We start from the raw sequence: 18,152 nt of genomic DNA on the forward strand, positions 1-18,152 counted from the left end.
TCACCGCTCGATGCCCAGCGGCGGCATGCGCGCCTCCACCGCACCGCGGCGGGCCGCCGTCACCAGCGGCGCCAGTTCGGCCAGCGCCGGGCGCAGCCCGGCCAGCACCGCCACGGCCTCCACCAGATCGCCCTTGCCCGAGGCGAGGTCGAGGATTTCCCGGATCAGCGGCTTCGGACGGGGATAGCCGGTCACGGTGACCGGGGCGTCCGGCTCCAGCTTCGCCGCCTGCTTGGCGAGCGTCAGCGCGGTGGCGACTCCGCCCAACTCGTCGATCAGCCCGAGGTTCTTGGCCTGAGCGCCGGTCCACACGCGGCCCTTGGCGGCGTCCCGCGCCTGCTCGGGGGTGAGGTGCCGGGCCTCCGCGACGCGGGACAGGAAGGTGGCGTAGCTGCTGTCGATGATGGTGTTCAGCCGCTCCTCCCCGGCGGGGCCGAAAGGGCGGAAGGGTGACCACAGACCGGCGTTGGGGGCGGTGTCGAGGACGCCCCAATGCACGCCCAGCCGCTCCGACAGGCCGGCGACCGACATCTTGCCGGCGACCACGCCGATGGAGCCGGTCACGGTGGCGGGGGAGGCGACGATGCGGTCGGCGGCCAGGGCGATCCAATAGCCGCCGGACGCCGCCGTGCCGCCCATGCTGGCGATCACCGGCTTGCCCGACTGGCGGGCCTTGACCAGCGCCCGGCGGATCGTTTCGGAGGCGGTCACGCTGCCGCCGCCACTGTCGATGCGGAACAGGATGGCCTTGACGTCGGGATCGTCCACCGCGTCCTCGATGGCCTCCACGATTGTCTCGGACCCGGCGGTGACTTCGCCCAGACCTGGCTTGCCGCTGTCGCCGCCGGTGATGGTGCCGGTGGCGTGGATCAGCGCGATGGTCGGGCCGCTGCGGTTGGGCGGGCCGGCGATGCCCAGATAGTCCGCCGCCTCCATGGTGTCGGCGTCGGGCGCGGCCCCGGCGCGGCGTAGCGCCTCCTCCCGCGCCTCGTCGGCGTAGCCCAGCCGGTCGACCAGCTTGGCGTCCACCGCTTCGCGGTCGATCAAGGGAGCGCGGTCCATCGCCGCCTTCACGGCGGCGGGGGGCAGGCGGCGGCTCGCCGCCACCCCGTCGACAATCTGGTTGGTCAGGTCGCCGAGCAGCGACTCCATCATCTCGCGGTGGGCGGGCGTGAAGTCCGTCCGCATGACGCTGTCGGCGAGGCTCTTGTACTCCTCCCGCTGGAACACCTGCGGCTGGATGTCCAGCTTGTCCAGCGCGCCGCGGGCGAAGGGGATCTGGGCCGACAGGCCGGTCAGGCCGAGCAGCCCCAGCGGCTGCATCCACACCTCGTCGAAGGCGCTGGCCAGCAGGTAGGAGCGGTTGCCCGCACCGGTGTCGCCGTAGGATTCGGCGAAGGCGATGGCGAAGCGGCCCGACGCGCGGAACCGGTCCACCGCCGCCCGCAGCTCCTGCACCTGGGCGAAGCTGGCGCCGTCGCCGCCGAAGCGGGCGAGAACGCCCTTCACCCGCGGGTCGCCGCGCCCGCGCTCCAGCGCGTCGAGCACCTCCTGGAAGGTCGTCTCGTGGCCGAGGAAGCTGCCCAGCCGGTCCACGCTCCCCTCCGCCAGCGGGTCGCGGAGATCCAGCTCCAGCACGACGGTTTCGGGCAGGGAGGGCTCGTGCCGGACCGCCAGGACGACCCCGGTGACCACGGCGGCCACCACGAGGAAGCCGATGAGGGCGAACAGGCGGACAAAGAACCTCAGCATCCGGGGGGCTCCGGTGGTTGCGCGGCGACGGTTGGCCGGCGTTTAGCGGTCCTGCTTGTGGTAGTCGCGGTTCGGCATCATGTCCACCGCCGAGGCGACGCGGTTCGACATGTTGTAGAAGCCGGCGGTGTCGGCGATGTCGAAGATGTCCTCCTCGCCGAAGCCGGCGTCGCGCAGCGCCTGCCGGTCCGGCTCGCCCATGGTCCAGGGCTCCTTGGTCAGCTTCCACGCGAAATCGAGCATGGCGCGCTGGCGCGGCTCCAGCGTGGCGGCGCGGTAGTTGAAGGCGAGCATCTCGCCCAATTCCGGGTCGCCGGACAGCTTGCGCACCGCCTGCCCATGGGCGACGAGGCAGTAATAGCAATGGTTGGCCGAGGATACGACCACGGCGATCATCTCCCGTTCCAGCTTGGACAGGCCGCTCTCGCCGACCATCAGCTCGTTGTAGAGCTGGGCGAAGGTGCGCAGCTTCTTCGGGCGCAGGCTGTAGGCGCGCAGCACGTTGGGGACGAAGCCCAGCTTCTCCTCGCACTTGGCGAAGAGCGCGGCCATGTCCGGGTCGAGGTCGGGCGTCTCGGGAACGGGCAGGGCCATGACGTGATCGGGCTGGGGCATCGCGGTGGTCTCCTCCGGCGTGTTGGTTTCGTTGCGGTGCACGCTGTTTTGGCCGACAGGGTAGCCGTCCGGCGGCGCTTCGCAAAGCCCCACCTCCGGTCAGGCCCATTCACCAGGGGTTGCAACCCTGCCTTTCGTACGTTGTCTCTCGCCAAGCCGTCGCCGTCCGTGCGAAGACTGCGCTCCGCCGCAACGCAGTGGTTCGACCGATGAAGGATCCGGGTGCCAAAGGCGCGCCCAAGCTCGGCCTCCTCTCGGTTCTGGTGGTCGAGGACAGCGCCTTCATCCGCAACGTGCTGACCGCGACCCTGCGCACCATCGGGGTCGGCGCGGTGCATGCCGAGGCCGGCGGTGCGGAAGCCATCCGCTTCCTGGAGGAACGGCGCGCCGCTTTGCCGCCCGGCACGGCGCCGGTGGATGTGATCATCACCGATCTGGTGATGCCGGAGGTGGACGGGTTGATGCTGCTGCGCTGGCTGCGCTGCAGCCCGAAGTCGCCGGACCGCTTCCTGCCCGTGCTGATGCTGTCCGGCGCCGCCGACCGCCATTATGTGGAGCAGGCGCGCGACCTGGGCGCCACCGACTTCATCGCCAAGCCCTTTTCCGCGGCGACCATCGCCAACCGCCTGCTGGCCGCCATCGCCCGGCCGCGGCGCTTCGTGCTCGCCAAGGGTTATTTCGGACCGGACCGGCGGCGGACGCAGCGGCCGGTGGCGATGGACTGCCGGATGACCGGCCCCAGGGAAATCCTGGTGGTGCACAGCGCGTCCAAGGCGGTGGGCATCGACCGCTTTCCGGTCGTGCATTTCGATCTGCCCAACCGGCTGGGCGCCAAGATGGGCATCGCGCCGAAGGACCCCGTCCCGAGCCTGCCCGACGAGGTGCTGGCGGCGGCGGAGGCGGAGATCCAGAACCGGGCCGGCGATTACGCCACCTGGATCGCCGGGGAGGTGGACGAGTTGGCCCGCCGCGTCGAGCGGCTGGGCGCGGACGCCGCCGCGGTTCCGGCGCTGATGGCGCAGATCAACCGCTCTGCCCACGAGATGCGCGGGCAGGGCGGAATCTTCGGCTATCCGCTGATCACCCGCATCGCCAAGTCGCTCTACGAGGCGACGCAGGGCGGCTTCCCCGCCGTCACCGGCAACGAGCGTCTGCTGCTGAAGGCCCATGTGGACGCCATCAAGGCGGTGATGGCCGGGCGGATCAGCGGCGACGGCGGGGCGACCGGCCAGCAGCTTCTGGCTTCGCTCGACCGCGCCAAGAAGAAATACGCCAAGTCGGACGGCGAGGGCGATCCGGCCTGAGCGCCGCCGCTATTTCCAGCGGATCCCCGCCTCGCGGCGGATCTCCTCCATGCGCTCCAGCGCCGGCTTGAAGCCGGTCAGGGAGAAGCGCACCTCCGCCTTGCCGCCCGCCGGGGCGGAGCCGACGGCGGAAACCTCCTTGGCCGGCGTCAGACGCTCGACCAGCTTGGCGTTGGTGTCCGGATCGACCACGGCGCAGGTGTTGGTCTCCCATTCGAACCGCTCGCACGGGTATTCGGGGCGGAACAGCGCCCGGTCCACCCAGACGCGGACGATCTTCGACAGGTCCATCGTCCGCTCGTCCAGCCGGAAGCGCAACCCCTCCAGCCAACGCTCGCTGGAGCGCAGCCAGACGAGGCGCGACCGCCGATCGCTGCCGGGGCGGGACAGCAGTTCGCACTCGACTCGGCTCGGCTCGCTCCAGACTTGGCAGTAGAGCCGCCAGTCCTTGAAGGTCTCCGCATGCTCGCGGTAGGCCGGAGACTGGGATTGGGCCTGGATTGGGGCGGCGGGAAGGGCGGCGGCCAGCAGAAACCCCGCGATCACGCCACCACGCCACGCACCCGTCCTTCGTCCCGACTCCCGCATCGGCCTCAGCCCCGCGCGTAGGCGCGGTGGCGCAGCAGATGGTCGGCCAGAACGCAGGCCATCATCGCCTCGCCGACCGGGACGGCGCGGATGCCGACGCAGGGGTCGTGGCGGCCCTTGGTCAGGATGTCGGTGTCCTTGCCCTGCAGATCGACCGTCTGGCGCGGGGTGAGGATGGAACTGGTCGGCTTCACGGCGAAGCGCACCACGATGTCCTGCCCGGTGGAAATGCCGCCAAGGATGCCGCCGGATTGGTTGGAGAGGAATTCCGGCTCGCCGTCGGGGCCGGCGCGCATCTCGTCGGCGTTCTGCTCGCCGGTCAGGGTGGCGGCCTCGAAGCCGTTGCCGATCTCCACGCCTTTGACGGCGTTGATCGTCATCATGGCGCGGGCGAGATCGCCGTCCAGCTTGTCGTAGAGCGGGTCGCCCAGCCCGGCGGGCAGGCCGGAGGCCACGACCTCAACCACCGCGCCGATGGACGAGCCGCTCTTGCGGATGCCGTCCAGATAGTCGGCCCATTCGGCGGCGGCCTGCGGATCGGGGCAGAAGAAAGGGTTGTTGTCCACCTCCGCCCAATCCCAGCGGCTGCGGTCCACCTTGTGCGGGCCGATCTGCACCAGCGCGCCGCGTACGGTCACCCCGTCGCCCAGAACCTTGCGCGCCACCGCGCCCGCCGCCACGCGGCAGGCCGTCTCACGCGCCGAGGAGCGCCCGCCGCCGCGGTAATCGCGGATGCCGTATTTCTTCCAGTAGGTGTAGTCGGCGTGGCCGGGCCGGAATTTGGCGGCGATCTCGCTGTAGTCCTTGGAGCGCTGGTCGGTGTTCTCGATCATCAGCGAGACCGGCGTGCCGGTGGTCTGCCCTTCGAAGACCCCCGACAAAATCCTGACCTGATCCGGCTCCTGGCGCTGGGTGGTGTAGCGCGACTGGCCGGGGCGGCGCTTGTCGAGCCAGGGCTGGATGTCCGCCTCGGTCAAGGAGAGCAGCGACGGGCAGCCGTCCACCACCACGCCGATCGCCGGCCCATGGCTCTCGCCCCAGGTGGTGAAGCGGAAAAGCGTTCCGAAGCTGTTGCCGGCCATGGCGAGGACTCCCGATGCGACGCGATGTTGCCGTACATTGTACGGTGGAGCGCGTTTCTTGCGGCGTTTCGGCCAGCGCGTCAAGCGCAAGGGAGCTTAAAACGCTCCCTTCTGCTCGCGCCGGCGGTCGAGCGCGACCTCGAACTGGCGCAGCAGCTTGTGCGTGGTTTCGAAATAGAGCTTGCGCTGCGGGTTGTTCTTCATGCAGCGGGCGTCCAGATGGGCGACGCTGGTCAGCGCAGAGACGCAGTAGCCGAGCAGCCAGTAGTGGGAGCGGATCTTGCGCAGATAGTCGCGGAAGGGCTCCGGCTGGCCGCCCATGAAGGCGGAGAAGCTCGCCTCGTAGTCGGCAAGGATCTGCCGGATGTCCATCAGCGTGGTTTCCAGCAGCTTGCCCACCTTTTCGATGTGCATCAGAAGCTGGGTTTCGTAGGGCTTGTGCATGCGGATGTCGACCGGGATGCATTCCCGCGACTTCAGCCAGTTCAGGATGATCCGCGCCCGCGGCGCGATGCGGCGAAGCTGGTACTCATAGAAGGTCGTGCCCTTCCAGGCGCTGAAGATCTGGTCCGCTTCGCTGCGGTCGATGCCGAAGGCCGAGACGAACAGGCCGGCTTCCTCAAGCTCGGGATTCCAGATCGCCTCCAGGAAACGCTCGATGCTCTGGGCGCCGTTGCCGCCGCCGTCGATGGCCTTGCGCACGATGGGTTCGATGCGCGCCCGGATCAGGCGGCGGAGCTGCTGGTCCTCGGCGTCGCTGATCGCCCAGTGACGCTTGTCCACCGGGACCTTCTCGCCTTCGAAACAGGCCTTCAGCAGGAAGGCGTCCAGCGACGGCACGCTGTCGATCAGGGTGAGAGTGCGCAGGTCCGCGGCCGCGGCCTCGCTGTTGGCCTCGCCGATGCCGAATTGCTCCGCCAACAGGAGGTTGCTGTTGCGGGCGCGCAGATAGATGGCAAGCCCGCCCGCTTCGGTGTGTTCGACGCTGTGCGGAATGTAGATGCCGGTCTCGACCGGCCGCGCTGCGGCGTCGCCATCCTCATCCTCGTCGGCGATGGGATTGGCGTAGTCGTCGGCGTCTTCGTCGAAATTCGGATACTTGAACAGGATGGCCTTGTTCAACCCACGGGCACGGAACAGGCGGCTCTCTTCGGGGATGTCGCGTGTGATCGTTATCAAATTCATCGAGACGCTGGAGCCGCCGTAGAGAATTTGCTCCAGAATCGGGGACACCGAATCCGATTGCCGCCGTGCACGCATCCGACCGTCACCTTCCGCAACCTTCTGTAAGCGTGAAGAATAGCGGTCTGCTGCGGTGCGCAAAAGTAGGTAATACGACGATCGGTAAAAAATACCTCAAACCGGGTAAGGACGTTTCCGGCGGGCGTTCCGGAACGAACCGGGCGCGCCCGCCGTTGCCTGAGGTCAGGGATCAGGCGGGCTTGGCCGCGCCGCTCAGCGACCCCAGGAGCTGCGACACCTCGGCCGCCGCGTCCACCGCGACCATGCCGACGGTGTGGTAGCCGGAGTCGACGTGCATCACCTCACCGGTCACGCCGGTGCCGAGATCGCTCAGCAGGAACAGGCCGGCGCCGCCGACCTCGCCGATGGTGACGTTGCGCTTCAGCGGGGCGTTCAGCTCGTTCCACTTCAGGATGTAGCGGAAGTCGCCGATGCCGCTGGCGGCCAGCGTCTTGATCGGGCCGGCGGAGATGGCATTGACGCGGATGTCCCGACCGCCCAAATCGACGGCCAGGTAACGCACGCTCGCCTCCAGCGCGGCCTTGGCGACGCCCATCACATTGTAGTGGGGCATCACACGCTCGGCGCCGTAATAGGAGAGGGTGAGCAGGCTGCCGCCGTCCTTCATCAGCGGAACGGCGCGCTGCGCCACCGCGGTGAAGGAGTAGCAGGAGATGTCCATGGTGCGCAGGAAGTTGGCCCGCGTCGTGTCGAGATAGAGGCCGTCCAGCTCGTTCTTGTCGGAAAAAGCGATCGCATGAACCAGGAAGTCCAGCTTGCCCCATTCCTTCTCGATGGCGGCGAAGGTTGCGTCGACGCTGGCCTCGTCGGTGACGTCGCAGGGCAGCAGCAGCGGGGCGTTCACCTGCTCGGCCAGCGGCTTCACGCGCTTCAGCAGCGCGTCGCCCTGGTAGGTGAAGGCCAGCTCGGCGCCGTGCTGCGCCAGCGTGGAGGCAATTCCCCAGGCGATCGAACGATCGTTCGCCACGCCCATGATCAGGCCACGCTTGCCGTCCATGAGCGGCTTCGGGTTGGACATCCGTACCTCGTGCATCCAGAGTATGCTTTGAAAAGTGGGCCGCATCCTACACGAAAGGCCGGCCCGGTCAAACCAAGGCGGGAGGCGTCCTGTGGCTGAAACCGAAGGCACGTCGAAAGGGGCGTGGAACCCCTTTGTGCGCGTTCGGGAAATCGGCGGCTTCATCGCCTATTCCTCCATGCGCTTTTACAACGACAACTGCTTCCAGACCGCGGCCTCGCTGACCTACACCTCGCTGCTGGCGCTGGTGCCGCTGATGACCATCGGCTTCGCGATCTTTTCGGCTTTTCCCGCCTTCAATGCCTTGCAATCGCGCATCCAGACGTTGCTGTTCAAGAACCTCGTGCCGGAGAACAGCGACGCCATCCTGCAATATCTGGCGGCCTTCATGGCCAACGCCGGGCAGATGCCGGTGTTCGGCATCGTCGGGCTGGCGATGTCCGCGGTTCTGCTGATCTGGACCATCGAGGGATCCTTCGCCACCGTCTGGCGGGTACGCGAACCGCGCTCCTACGTCACCCGCATCCTGTCCTTCTGGGCGGTGGTGTCGCTGAGCCCGCTGTTCGCCGGCGCCAGCCTGTCGCTGTCCAGCACCCTGTGGGCGGTGCTCCAGTTCGCCCATCTGGAGGGCTTCGCCGACCCGCTGGTGGGGATCGGGGCAATCCTGCCCTTCATGCTGCAGCTGGTCGGCTGCACGCTGCTCTACGTGATCATCCCCAACCGGGACGTCGGGTGGATGGACGCCGCCTGCGGCGGGGCGGTCGCCTCGCTGCTGCTGGAGACGTCCAAGGCGGGCTTCGCCATGTACATGAAGGAGTTTCCCGCCTACCAGACCATCTACGGCGCGCTGGCGACCGTGCCGATCTTCCTGTTCTGGCTCTACATCGCCTGGTCGACGGTGCTGTTCGGCGCGGTCATCACCGCCTCGCTGCCGGAATGGCGGGCCGGCAAGATCACCCGCGGCGGGCCGGAAGGGCTGCTGCCCGCGCAGCGGCTGGGGCTGGCGCTGGCCGTGCTGCACGAGCTTATGGAGGGCACGCGGCTCGGCGTCGGCCTGCGGCGGCGGACGCTGGTGGGGCGCGTGCCGGTGGGCACGGTGCTGATCGACGGCATCCTGGAGCAGCTTCGCGACGCCCATTGGGTGGCCCACACCACGCACAACGCCTGGGTCGTCACCCGCGACCTGAGCGAGGCCACGCTGTTCGACCTGATGAAGGCGCTGGGCATCGGCCTGCGTGGCTCCGTCCGCGGGCTGGGCGGGTTGGAACTGCCCTGGCAGGACCGCACGGCCCAGCTTCTGGAGCAGGCGGAACGGAATCAGGAGGACATCCTCGGCGTGCCGATCAAGACCCTGCTGTCCGACCGGCCCCTGGAGGCGGAACCGCCCGAAACGGGCGCACGGGAGCCGGAGGCGCAAGATTCCGAGACGGCGGCCGGGGAGGGCTCCGGAGCGGTGCCGTTGCGCGCGAAGCGCTGGCCCTGAGGGCGGGACTTGTGCGGACGCTCAAGCCCGGTATTTGGCGATGAGGTCCGCGGCGAAGCCGTCCAGATTGTTGTCGGCGGGGAGAGTCTGGACGTAGGAGCAGCCGCGGCAGGCCTCGATCTCGTCGCGGCGGCCCTCCAGATGCTTCAGCCGGAAAACGCGCAGCCGTTCGCCGTTCCAGATGTCGCGCAGCGACTCCTCGGCGACGTTGCCGACGATGGTCCCCATGCGCCAGTCGGCGCAGCAGACCGAGACCTCGCCGTTGAAGTTGATGGCCAGCTTCAGGAATGGCTCGGAGCAGACCTTGCGCGCGGTGTCCGGGGCGGCGGCGAAGGCGCTCTCCTCGGCCAGCGCCTCGCCGTGCAGGGGATGGACGAACAGGCTGTCGGCGATCGGCGTGAAGGTGTCGATGAAGCTCTGCCGCTCCGCCTCGGTCAGCTCCACGTTGATGATCTTGCAGTGGAGGTGAAAATCGCGGCCCAGCTCCGTCTTGCGGCGGTAAAGATAGGCCACGTTGTCGACGATGGTCTGGAAGTGGTCGAAGCGCCGGGTCACCCGCTTGTACATGGCGTCGCTGGCGCCGTAGACGGACACGCGCATGGCGTCCAGTCCGGCGGCCAGCAGCGCGTCCGCCCGCTCCGGCGTCAGCAGGGAGCCGTTGCTGGTCATCTCGACATGGCGGGCCAAGCCGCGCGATTTCAGAAGATGGACCATGTGCTCGATCCGCGTGTTCACCAGCGGCTCGCCGTCCTTGTAGAGGTGGACGGATTTGATCGGGGCGTCGAACTCGACGATGTCGTCGGCGATCTTGCGGAACAGGTCGAACTTCATGGCGCCCCGCGGGCGGCCGATCTCCTTCAGCAACTCCGGGTTCCCGGTGGCGCAGAAGACGCAGCGGAAGTTGCAGCCGTTCGACGGGTCGATCAGCAGCGAGAAGGGCGTGGTCAGCGGCAGCACCTGCGACAGGTCGTTGCGGTCGCGGTGGCGGCCATAGGGGATGTTCGCGGGAGCGGCGGCTTCGGTGCTCACTTCGGTCATGACCTTCGCCGGGCAGGGCTGCGGAAAGCGGTGTGACTAGCAGGGGACCACGCGCACCGTAAAGGAATCCTTCATTCCGGCAACCGGACATTGGCCGGGCGCCTCCAATGCCGCGGGCGCAAGGCGGATTTCAGGTGCATGTTCGACAGTCTTTCCCATCGCATCGTTTACAGCGACCGGCGCTTCTACGCGTCCTTCCCGTCCGCGGCGACGCTGGCCGACGGGCGGATTCTGGTGGCCTTCCGGCGCGCCCGCGACCACCGCTGGCTGCACGGGGAGCCGGCGGACCGCAACGGCGACTTCACCAGCGTCGACCATGTGGACTCGCGCTCCCACCTCGTGATCCAGCGCTTCACCCCGGATTTCGAGCCGGAGGGCGCGCCGCAGCCGCTGCCCACCGACCCGGAAGCGGGCGACCAGGACCCCAGCCTGCTGGTTCTGCGCTCAGGGCGGATCGTCCTGGGCAGCTTCGGCTGGTACCCGATGTCGGCGCGCCACGGCCTGCGGCTGCGCGAGAAGGGCGTCCACCTGCTGGGCAACGCCGAGACGTCGGGCACCTTCTTCCTGTTCTGGGGCGGCAGCACCCGAGTCAGCGACGACGGCGGTCGGCACTGGTCGGCCCACCGCTACCTGCCGGAGCTGCCGGGCCAGGGGCCGATCCTGCCCGGCCTGCGCCCGATGCTGGGCGGCGCGGTGCGCGGCCGGGCGGTGGAGGCGCCGGACGGCACGCTGCTGATGGCGACCTACACCGGCGGCCCCTACACCAGCTACCTGTTCGCCTCCCGCGACCGGGGGGAAAGCTGGGCTCTGCGCAGCACCATCGCCCGCGACCCGGCGGGGCGGGCCGGCTTTTGCGAGACCGCCCTGCACCTGACCGCGGACGGGCAACTGGTCGCCTTCCACCGCACCACCGGGCTGGGCGACCGCCTCGCCACCTCGGTCTCCCATGATCTGGGGGAAAGCTGGGCGCCCTGGATCGAGAACGCGATCATCGGCCATCCCTACGACGCCTGCCCGCTGCCGGACGGACGGCTGCTCGTCGTCTATGGCTACCGCCACGAGCCCTACGGCGTGCGTGCCCGCGTCTGGGACAGCCGGCGGGAAACTCTGGAGACCGCGCCGGAGGTGGTGATCCGCGACGACGCGCCGTCGCCCGACGTCGGCTATCCCTGGGCGACCGTGCTGGCGGACGGGCGGGTGGCGGTCTGCTACTACATCTGCGACGCGGCGGGCATCCGCCACATCCAGGCGACGCTGCTGCGCGTGAGCGGCTGATTGACGGGCTCCGACGCAACTCCTATCGTCCCCGGCCATACCGCAATCCCGAGTTTTGGGGAGTAGACCGTCCATGAAGCCCGCCCGCCGGCCGTCGAACCCGCTGTTTTCCTCCGGCCCCTGCGCCAAGCGGCCCGGCTGGTCGCTGGACGCCCTGGACGGCGCGCTGCTCGGCCGCTCCCACCGCTCGAAGCCGGGCAAGGCGAAGCTGAAGGAGGTCATCGACCTGACCCGCGCCGTCCTGGCGATCCCCGGCGACTACCGCATCGGCATCGTCCCGGCCTCCGACACCGGGGCGGTGGAGATGGCGCTGTGGAACCTGCTGGGTGAGCGCGGCGTCGACATGATGGCCTGGGAGAGCTTCGGCAAGGAGTGGGTGACCGACGTCACCAAGCAACTCCGCCTGTCCGACGTGCGGACCATCCAGGCCCCCTACGGCGAACTGCCGGACCTGTCGCAGGCCGATTTCAGCCGCGACGTGGTGTTCACCTGGAACGGCACGACGTCGGGCGTGCGGGTGCCGGACGGCGACTGGATTCCGGCGGACCGCGCGGGTCTGTCGATCTGCGACGCGACCTCCGCCGCCTTCGCCATGGACATCCCGTGGAGCAAGATCGACGTCGCCACCTGGTCCTGGCAGAAGGTGCTGGGCGGCGAGGCCGCGCACGGCATGCTGGTGCTCAGCCCGCGCGCCGTGGCGCGGCTGGAGAGCTTCCAGCCCGACCGCCCGCTGCCCAAGATCTTCCGCCTGACCAGTGGCGGGAAGCTGATCGAAGGCATCTTCGTCGGCGACACCATCAACACGCCGTCCATGCTCTGCGTCGAGGACGCCATCGATGGGCTGCGCTGGTCGTTGTCGGTCGGCGGCCTGACCCAGCTCATCCGCCGGTCGGAGCAGAACCTGCGCATCGTCTCGGAATGGGTGGCGGCCTCGACCTGGGCCGGCTTCCTGGGGGACGATCCGGCGACCCGCTCCTGCACGTCGATCTGCCTGCGCTTCACCGACCCCGAGGTGACCTCCCTGACGCCGGAGGCCCAGGCCGACTTCGCCAAGAAGCTCGCAGCGCTTCTGGAGAAGGAGGAGGCCGCCTTCGACGCCGGCTCCTACCGCGACGCCCCTCCGGGCCTGCGCCTGTGGGGCGGTGCCACGGTGGAGAACGAGGACATGGAGGCGGTCCTGCCCTGGCTGGACTGGGCCTTCGCCACGGTCAAGGCGGAAACCTTCGGGCGCTGAACCTTGACGTTGGTGCTACTGGGTAGTACTTGGTTGGTGAGGGAGGGCAACGCATGACCGTGAAGACCTCGATCTCGCTGACCGACGAACAGGAAGCCTTCGCACGCAGCCTTGTCGAGACCGGGCAGTATCCAAGCCTCAGCGCGGTGCTCCAGCGCGGTCTCGACATGCTTCGGCGTGACACCGAGAAAAGCAACGCCGAGATCGAAGCGCTGCGGATTCTGATCGACCAGCGCCGCGCCGGTGCGTTCATCGATCTTGATGACGGCGAAGCGGAAACCCGGGCGATGCTGGAGCGCAAGCGGCGTGCGCGTGCGGCTCTATAAGGTCCGCCGTGCGGCCTCCGTTACCCGGGATCTCGACCTGATCGAGGATCATCTCGTCCAGGCTTACCGGGATCTGGGTGACGATGGGGAGCGCGCGATGGAGCGGGCCGCCGGGCGGATCGGCGACGCTCTTTCCTACATGCGGACGTTCGAGGCCCATCCGCATCGTGGCACGGAGCATCCGGAAATCCGATCCGGCATCCGCACCGTGACCAGTCGGAGTTTCATCTTCTATTTCGAAATCGATGAGGGGCTGGTTGAGGTCCGGATTCTCGCCGTTTTCTTCGGTGGGGTGAATCACAGCCACCAGATTCTGGACAGGCTGCGCGGCTGAGCCACTCCGGCGCGGCCTTTTTCGTTGCCCGCTCAATCCCGCCAGAAGCTGGGCAGGATCAGCACCAGCACGGTGAAGACCTCCAGCCGGCCCAGCAGCATGGCGAAGCTCAGCATCCATTTCGCGGCGTCGGGCAAGGGGGCCATGGTGCCCGACGGGCCGACCACCGGCCCCAGCCCCGGTCCGGCGTTGGCGAGCGCGGAGGCGACGGCGCTGGCCGCGCTCAGGTAATCCACCCCCATCGCGGCGACCAGGAGCGACAGGATGCCGAAGGCCGCCATGAAGGCGAAGGCGAGGTTGATGACCGAGCCGACCACATCCTCGTCCAGCACCTTGCCCTGATAGAGTGGGACCAGCACGCGGTTCGGCTTCAGCATACGCTGCATCTGGTTCAGCATCGACAGCGCCAGCACCTGCCAGCGGAAGACCTTGATGGAGCCAGCCGTCGAGCCCGTGCAGCCGCCGATGAAGTAGAAGAAGAAAAAGGCGACCACGGCGAAGCTGCCCCAGGTCGAAAAGTCGGTGGAGACGAAGCCGGTCCCGGTGATGATCGAGGTGACGTTCACCACCGAATGGCTGAGCGCGTCCCGGAAGGGCAGGCCGACCACGGTGAAGGCCCACAGGGTCATGGCGACGCCGGCCACCAGCAGGATCGCCAGCAGCGCGTTCACCTGGCTGTCGCCGGACAATGGTGCTTTGCACTGGCCGCGCAGCAGGCGGATGTACCAGGTCAGCGGCAAGGCGCCGGAGATCATCGAAAGGGTCGCCACCCACAGTACCGCGTGGGAGTCGAACCAACCGAGCGAGGCGTCCTTGGTCGAGAAGCCGCCGGTGGCGATGGAAGCCATGGCGTGGTTGATCGCGTCGAACCACGTCATGCCGGCCAGATGGTAGGCGGCCGCCGACAGCACAGTCAGCGCCAGATAGATCATGGCGATGGCCCCCGCCGTGTCCTGCACCGTGGCGAAGGGCTTGTCGCCCTTGTCGGAGGACTCGGTGCGGAACAGCTGCATGCCGCCGACCCGCAGGATGGGCAGCACCGCGATCGCCATGACGATGATGCCGACCCCGCCGAACCAGTTCAGCAGCGACCGCCACAGCAAAACCCCCGGCGGGGCGTCGTCCAACCCGACGATCACCGTACCGCCGGTGGTTGAGAGGCCCGACATCGCCTCGTAATAGGCGTCGGTGAAGGACAGGCGGGCGGCGGAGATCATGAAGGGCAGGGCGCCGAAGGCCGCCAGCACGCACCAGGACAGCGTGGTCAGCAGGAAATGCTGCTTCACGGTGAAGCGCGCGTGCTCCTTGCTCGACGTCGCCAGGACCATGCCGCCGCTGACCGCCAGGGTCGCCGCGCTGGAACCGACGAAGGCCGTCCAGTCGCGGTTGCCCACCGCGGCGTCGGCCAGGGCCGGCACCAGCATGCCGAGCCCCAGGATGGTCAGAAGGATGCCGATGATGTGGAAGACCGGTCCCAGCGCAATTCCATTGCCGACGTCCTTGCCCAAGGCTGTGCCCTTCGTCGCCGCGGGGGCCGATGGCGGCGCCCCGTCTTGTCCCGATGTGATGCGCTGATTATCCAAAGGGGCGGGTGCTGTCCATCCGCATCGGGGCGGTCAGACCGTCCGAGGCTCACACGAAACCAGCCGCTCCCAACATGCGGTAGAACTCCCGCAGAGCGCGCTGCTGCGTCACCGCGTCGGGCAGGTCCTCCACATATTTCCGGTCGAATTGAGGTTGGCGGAGATGCTCGACGACGCGGCGCCGGACCATCTCCAGCGCCCGCCGGCTGCGCAGGATGCCCGGCGCGCAGACCTGCAGCAGACGGTTCGCGCGCAGCCGCAGCGCGTCGCCGGGATCGTCCAGCCGCTCCACCACGCGCTCTTCGGTGATGTAGGCCACCAGAAGCGCGTCGAGGTCGCCGGTCAGGCGGGTCCGCGCCTCCTCCGGCAGCGCCGAGTCGGCGGCTTGGCAGTAGAGCAGGGTCAGCGCTTCCAGATTGTCGCGGGGCGGCAGGCGGGGGTGGATGAAGCGGCCATAGCCCGCCGGGTTGCCGGTCAGCGCGTGCAGCAGCCGGGCGACGTCCCCGGCGTGTCCATGGCCGAGGTCGGAGTCGGCCAGCGCCAGCAGGAAGCGCACCCGGTCCCGTGCGTCGGGGATGCGGCCGGCCACCTCCGTGATGGCCTGCTTGCGGCCCGGCGCCCCACCGCCCTCCAGGAAGCGCAGGTAGCGCAGGACCAGCGCCTCGGCCATCGGACCGCCCCCGGCGGGTCCGTCGGGGCCGAGCGCGCGCTTCAGGATTTCCTGGAAGGCGTCCATCTCCAGCGACGGGTCGGAGCGGTGGAGCGGCTGCGTCCCCTTCAACTGCCGGCGCACCAGATCCAGGATGACCAGGCGCGTCTGGTCCAGGTCGTGGAAGGCGAGAAGCTCGTTCAACTGGACGGCGCGGTCGCCCTCCGCCCGCTTGGCCGGGGACAGGCGGCCCCGCGACAGGTCGATCAGATTGCACAGCGCCTCCGCCAGGCTGCCCTGGGCGCCCAGAAGCTCCTGCGCGACGGAGGGGGCGCCCAGAACATCGGCGATCACGCCGTCGAGCAGGACCAGCGGCCGGTCGGCCGTACCCCCGCCCTCCCGCGCCAGCTCACCCAGGAAATCCAGCTTGGCCAGCCAATTGCGCATCTGCACCAACTCGCGCGACAGCACGACGCGGGCGAGGAAATCGCGCTCCTCCGCCGGCAGGCTCGAATCCAGACGGGCGAACATGGGACCGAAGCCGGTGGCGGCAATGGCCGGCAGGTCCTTGCGGGCGGCGGCGACGCGCGCCCGGTCGGTCAGTTCGTGCATCAGCAGGTTCAGCGCGTCGCGCCGCCCGCGCCCGTCCGTCCCGGCCTTCTCCGCCTGGAGGGCGGCGACCCGCCCGACTGCGGTGGGCACGAGGTTGTCGGTGTTGAGAAGCCGCGCCAGCTCCGCGTGGTTGTGCAGCACCTCGGTCGGGGTGACCACCGCGCGCTCCACGTAATTGCGCAGCACGCGGTTCATCGTCATGCGACTCTGCACGCTGTAGCAATGGTCGAGCGTAAGGCAGAGCGCCGGCGCCTCGTCGATGGGGGAGGCGGTCACCGTGCGGGAGACCTGACGGAACTCCACATGGACTTCCGTCTCGACATGCCGGCCGTCCGGGCGCCGCCAGTCGCGCACCACCCGCATGCCCTCGACCTTGCCGCCGGACAACGCCTTGCGGCCGAAGACCAGCGCCTCCGCCTCGGTGTCGAAGCGGCCTTCGAGGACCCAGTGGTCCTGCTTGTAGATCTGCACTTCGTAGCTGGCGGACGGGCGTGCCATGGCGCCATTGCCCCGCTGCTGCTGGCACGGTTCGTACACAGGATGCCGGAGATTTCGCATCAAACTCAACAAAGATTCGATTGGAATGCATTCATGTCTCGAACCGCGCCGGACGGGCGCCTGTGGTCGGCGCAGGGGAGACGGGCACGGGTCGCGGGGCTTTTCCGTTTGCATGAGGAAGGGGGGTGGGGTATTGACCCGCTCCGTATGCCCGAGCACCGCATGCCCATCGGACTTGCGGGCTCTCGCCATGCCGACGGTTTGCCACTTATTCGACGAGACGACGCAGGCCATGCCCGCTGATTCCCTGAGCTCCGCCCTGTTGCCCGCCGGCCTGCACGACGTGCTGCCGCCCGAAGCGGCGCACGAAGCGGCGGCGGTGGCGCGCCTGCTGGCGGACTTCACCGCCCACGGCTATGAACGCGTCGAGCCGCCGCTGGTCGAGTTCGAGGACAATCTGCTGTCCGGCTCCGGCGCGGCCATGGCGAAGCAGACCTTCCGGCTGATGGACCCGCTGTCGCAGCGCATGATGGCCGTGCGCGCGGACATCACCCCGCAGATCGTGCGCATCGCCACCACCCGCCTGAAGAACGGCGCCCGCCCGGTGCGGCTGTGCTACGCCGGGCCGGTGCTGCGCGTGAAGGGGTCGCAGCTCCGTCCCGAGCGGCAGATCACCCAGGTCGGCGTCGAGCTGATCGGTCCGCTGGAGGCCGAGGCGGACGCCGAGGTGATCCTGCTGGCCGCTCACGCCCTGGAAGGGGTGGGGGTGCGGCACCTGTCGGTGGACCTCTGCGTTCCGACCATGGTGGCGCGGGTCTGCCGCGGCCTGGGGCTCGGCGATGAGGAGACTGCCCGGCTGCGCGAGGCGCTGGACAAGAAGGACGCGGCGGCGGTGACGGCGGTCGGCGGTCCGGCGGCCACGCTGCTGCACACGCTGATGACCGCCTCCGGTCCGGCGGAGCGCGCCATGGAGGTGCTGTCGGCTCTGCCGCTGCCGGAAACGGCGGAGAAGGACCGGCGCCGCCTGACCGACGCCCTGGGCCTGCTGCGCGCCGCGCGCCCCGATCTGACGATCACCGTCGATCTGGTGGAGCATCGCGGCTTCGAATACCAGACCGGCCTCAGCTTCACCCTGTTCGCGCGCGACGTGCGCGGCGAGCTGGGGGCGGGGGGCCGCTACCGCGCCGGCGTGCGTCCGGGCGTGGAGGAGGAGGGCGAGCCGGGGACCGGCTTCACCCTCTACATGGACACGCTCCTGCGCGCCGTTCCGGCGCCGGAGCCGGCCAAGCGCGTTTATGTGCCGCATGGCACCTCCTGGGCCGCGGCGGGCAAGCTGCGCGCCGAGGGCTGGGTCACCGTGGCGGGGCTCGCCCCCGTGGCGGACGCGGCGGCGGAGGCCCGGCGTCTGGACTGCGGCCACCGTCTGGACGGCGGCAGGGTCACGCCGCTGACTTGAGACTTCACGATGGGGCTTCCCCCGCAAGGTCGGGGGACGCCT

General features: G+C 68.9%; 16 protein-coding genes. 7 read left to right on the forward strand and 9 right to left on the reverse strand.

Going from position 1 to position 18,152, the window contains the following annotated elements; genetic code table 11:
* Both sppA and AC1DVI_RS02355 read right to left on the reverse strand, forming a co-directional pair.
* Positions 1-1,752 carry a signal peptide peptidase SppA gene (sppA, locus tag AC1DVI_RS02350; RefSeq protein WP_476956605.1) on the reverse strand — a complete coding sequence of 584 codons (1,752 nt, stop codon included), beginning with the start codon at positions 1,750-1,752 and terminating at the stop codon, positions 1-3.
* 42 nt (positions 1,753-1,794) lie between these two features.
* Positions 1,795-2,367, reverse strand: coding sequence for a peroxidase-related enzyme (locus tag AC1DVI_RS02355; protein ID WP_476956606.1), 573 nt, complete (start codon positions 2,365-2,367; stop codon positions 1,795-1,797).
* A gap of 209 nt (positions 2,368-2,576) precedes the next feature.
* Between AC1DVI_RS02355 and AC1DVI_RS02360 the strand changes: the two genes are divergently transcribed.
* A complete protein-coding gene (locus AC1DVI_RS02360) occupies positions 2,577-3,671 on the forward strand; it encodes a response regulator (protein WP_476956607.1) in 1,095 nt (364 codons plus the stop codon).
* Positions 3,672-3,680: 9 nt separating this feature from the next.
* On the opposite strand, the gene AC1DVI_RS02365 is transcribed toward AC1DVI_RS02360, so the two are convergent.
* The 4 genes from AC1DVI_RS02365 to fabI form a co-directional block, all read right to left on the reverse strand.
* Entirely contained in the window at positions 3,681-4,217 is a 537-nt protein-coding gene (locus tag AC1DVI_RS02365) for an invasion associated locus B family protein (RefSeq protein ID WP_476956608.1), read from the reverse strand.
* Positions 4,218-4,264: 47 nt separating this feature from the next.
* Positions 4,265-5,341, reverse strand: a complete 1,077-nt coding sequence (aroC, locus tag AC1DVI_RS02370; protein WP_476956609.1) for a chorismate synthase — start codon at positions 5,339-5,341, stop codon at positions 4,265-4,267.
* A gap of 96 nt (positions 5,342-5,437) precedes the next feature.
* A complete protein-coding gene (locus tag AC1DVI_RS02375; RefSeq protein WP_476956610.1) occupies positions 5,438-6,574 on the reverse strand; it encodes a hypothetical protein in 1,137 nt (378 codons plus the stop codon).
* Between the two features lie 199 nt (positions 6,575-6,773).
* Positions 6,774-7,622 (reverse strand): enoyl-ACP reductase FabI, encoded by an 849-nt coding sequence (gene fabI / locus AC1DVI_RS02380; protein ID WP_476956611.1) that lies wholly within the window; start codon positions 7,620-7,622, stop codon positions 6,774-6,776.
* A gap of 91 nt (positions 7,623-7,713) precedes the next feature.
* Here fabI and AC1DVI_RS02385 point away from each other — a divergent pair, with 91 nt between their 5' ends.
* Positions 7,714-9,105 carry a YihY family inner membrane protein gene (locus AC1DVI_RS02385; RefSeq protein WP_476956612.1) on the forward strand — a complete coding sequence of 464 codons (1,392 nt, stop codon included), beginning with the start codon at positions 7,714-7,716 and terminating at the stop codon, positions 9,103-9,105.
* A 21-nt stretch (positions 9,106-9,126) separates the two neighbouring features.
* On the opposite strand, the gene AC1DVI_RS02390 is transcribed toward AC1DVI_RS02385, so the two are convergent.
* Complete coding sequence (locus tag AC1DVI_RS02390) at positions 9,127-10,143, reverse strand: radical SAM/SPASM domain-containing protein (RefSeq protein WP_476956613.1); 1,017 nt, start codon at positions 10,141-10,143, stop codon at positions 9,127-9,129.
* Between the two features lie 138 nt (positions 10,144-10,281).
* Here AC1DVI_RS02390 and AC1DVI_RS02395 point away from each other — a divergent pair, with 138 nt between their 5' ends.
* From AC1DVI_RS02395 to AC1DVI_RS02410, 4 genes are all read left to right on the forward strand, one after another.
* A complete protein-coding gene (locus AC1DVI_RS02395) occupies positions 10,282-11,418 on the forward strand; it encodes a sialidase family protein (RefSeq protein ID WP_476956614.1) in 1,137 nt (378 codons plus the stop codon).
* A 73-nt stretch (positions 11,419-11,491) separates the two neighbouring features.
* Positions 11,492-12,652, forward strand: coding sequence for a phosphoserine transaminase (locus AC1DVI_RS02400; RefSeq protein WP_476956615.1), 1,161 nt, complete (start codon positions 11,492-11,494; stop codon positions 12,650-12,652).
* Between the two features lie 53 nt (positions 12,653-12,705).
* Positions 12,706-12,978 carry a ribbon-helix-helix domain-containing protein gene (locus AC1DVI_RS02405; RefSeq protein WP_476956616.1) on the forward strand — a complete coding sequence of 91 codons (273 nt, stop codon included), beginning with the start codon at positions 12,706-12,708 and terminating at the stop codon, positions 12,976-12,978.
* A complete protein-coding gene (locus tag AC1DVI_RS02410) occupies positions 12,959-13,312 on the forward strand; it encodes a hypothetical protein (protein WP_476956617.1) in 354 nt (117 codons plus the stop codon). The genes AC1DVI_RS02405 and AC1DVI_RS02410 overlap by 20 nt, the downstream gene beginning before the upstream one ends.
* A 32-nt stretch (positions 13,313-13,344) precedes the next feature.
* Here AC1DVI_RS02410 and AC1DVI_RS02415 read toward each other — a convergent pair whose 3' ends face one another.
* Positions 13,345-14,820: a TrkH family potassium uptake protein gene (locus AC1DVI_RS02415; protein WP_476956618.1), complete on the reverse strand. Its 1,476-nt coding sequence runs from the start codon at positions 14,818-14,820 to the stop codon at positions 13,345-13,347.
* Between the two features lie 124 nt (positions 14,821-14,944).
* Positions 14,945-16,654: a hypothetical protein gene (locus AC1DVI_RS02420; protein WP_476956619.1), complete on the reverse strand. Its 1,710-nt coding sequence runs from the start codon at positions 16,652-16,654 to the stop codon at positions 14,945-14,947.
* Positions 16,655-16,946: 292 nt separating this feature from the next.
* Here AC1DVI_RS02420 and AC1DVI_RS02425 point away from each other — a divergent pair, with 292 nt between their 5' ends.
* Positions 16,947-18,110, forward strand: a complete 1,164-nt coding sequence (locus AC1DVI_RS02425; RefSeq protein ID WP_476956620.1) for an ATP phosphoribosyltransferase regulatory subunit — start codon at positions 16,947-16,949, stop codon at positions 18,108-18,110.
* The last annotated feature ends 42 nt before the right edge of the window (positions 18,111-18,152 follow it).

It is taken from the genome of Azospirillum sp. P4_B5 (genome assembly GCF_056402275.1).

Excerpts from the sequence above, each read along its gene's own strand:
- aroC (WP_476956609.1), bottom strand. The coding sequence starts at position 5,341 with ATGGCCGGCAACAGCTTCGGAACGCTTTTCCGCTTCACCACCTGGGGC.
- AC1DVI_RS02420 (WP_476956619.1), bottom strand. The coding sequence starts at position 16,654 with ATGGCACGCCCGTCCGCCAGCTACGAAGTGCAGATCTACAAGCAGGAC.
- AC1DVI_RS02425 (WP_476956620.1), top strand. The coding sequence starts at position 16,947 with ATGCCCGCTGATTCCCTGAGCTCCGCCCTGTTGCCCGCCGGCCTGCAC.
- AC1DVI_RS02400 (WP_476956615.1), top strand. The coding sequence starts at position 11,492 with ATGAAGCCCGCCCGCCGGCCGTCGAACCCGCTGTTTTCCTCCGGCCCC.
- AC1DVI_RS02395 (WP_476956614.1), top strand. The coding sequence starts at position 10,282 with ATGTTCGACAGTCTTTCCCATCGCATCGTTTACAGCGACCGGCGCTTC.
- AC1DVI_RS02405 (WP_476956616.1), top strand. The coding sequence starts at position 12,706 with ATGACCGTGAAGACCTCGATCTCGCTGACCGACGAACAGGAAGCCTTC.
- AC1DVI_RS02360 (WP_476956607.1), top strand. The coding sequence starts at position 2,577 with ATGAAGGATCCGGGTGCCAAAGGCGCGCCCAAGCTCGGCCTCCTCTCG.
- AC1DVI_RS02390 (WP_476956613.1), bottom strand. The coding sequence starts at position 10,143 with ATGACCGAAGTGAGCACCGAAGCCGCCGCTCCCGCGAACATCCCCTAT.
- AC1DVI_RS02355 (WP_476956606.1), bottom strand. The coding sequence starts at position 2,367 with ATGCCCCAGCCCGATCACGTCATGGCCCTGCCCGTTCCCGAGACGCCC.
- fabI (WP_476956611.1), bottom strand. The coding sequence starts at position 7,622 with ATGTCCAACCCGAAGCCGCTCATGGACGGCAAGCGTGGCCTGATCATG.
- sppA (WP_476956605.1), bottom strand. The coding sequence starts at position 1,752 with ATGCTGAGGTTCTTTGTCCGCCTGTTCGCCCTCATCGGCTTCCTCGTG.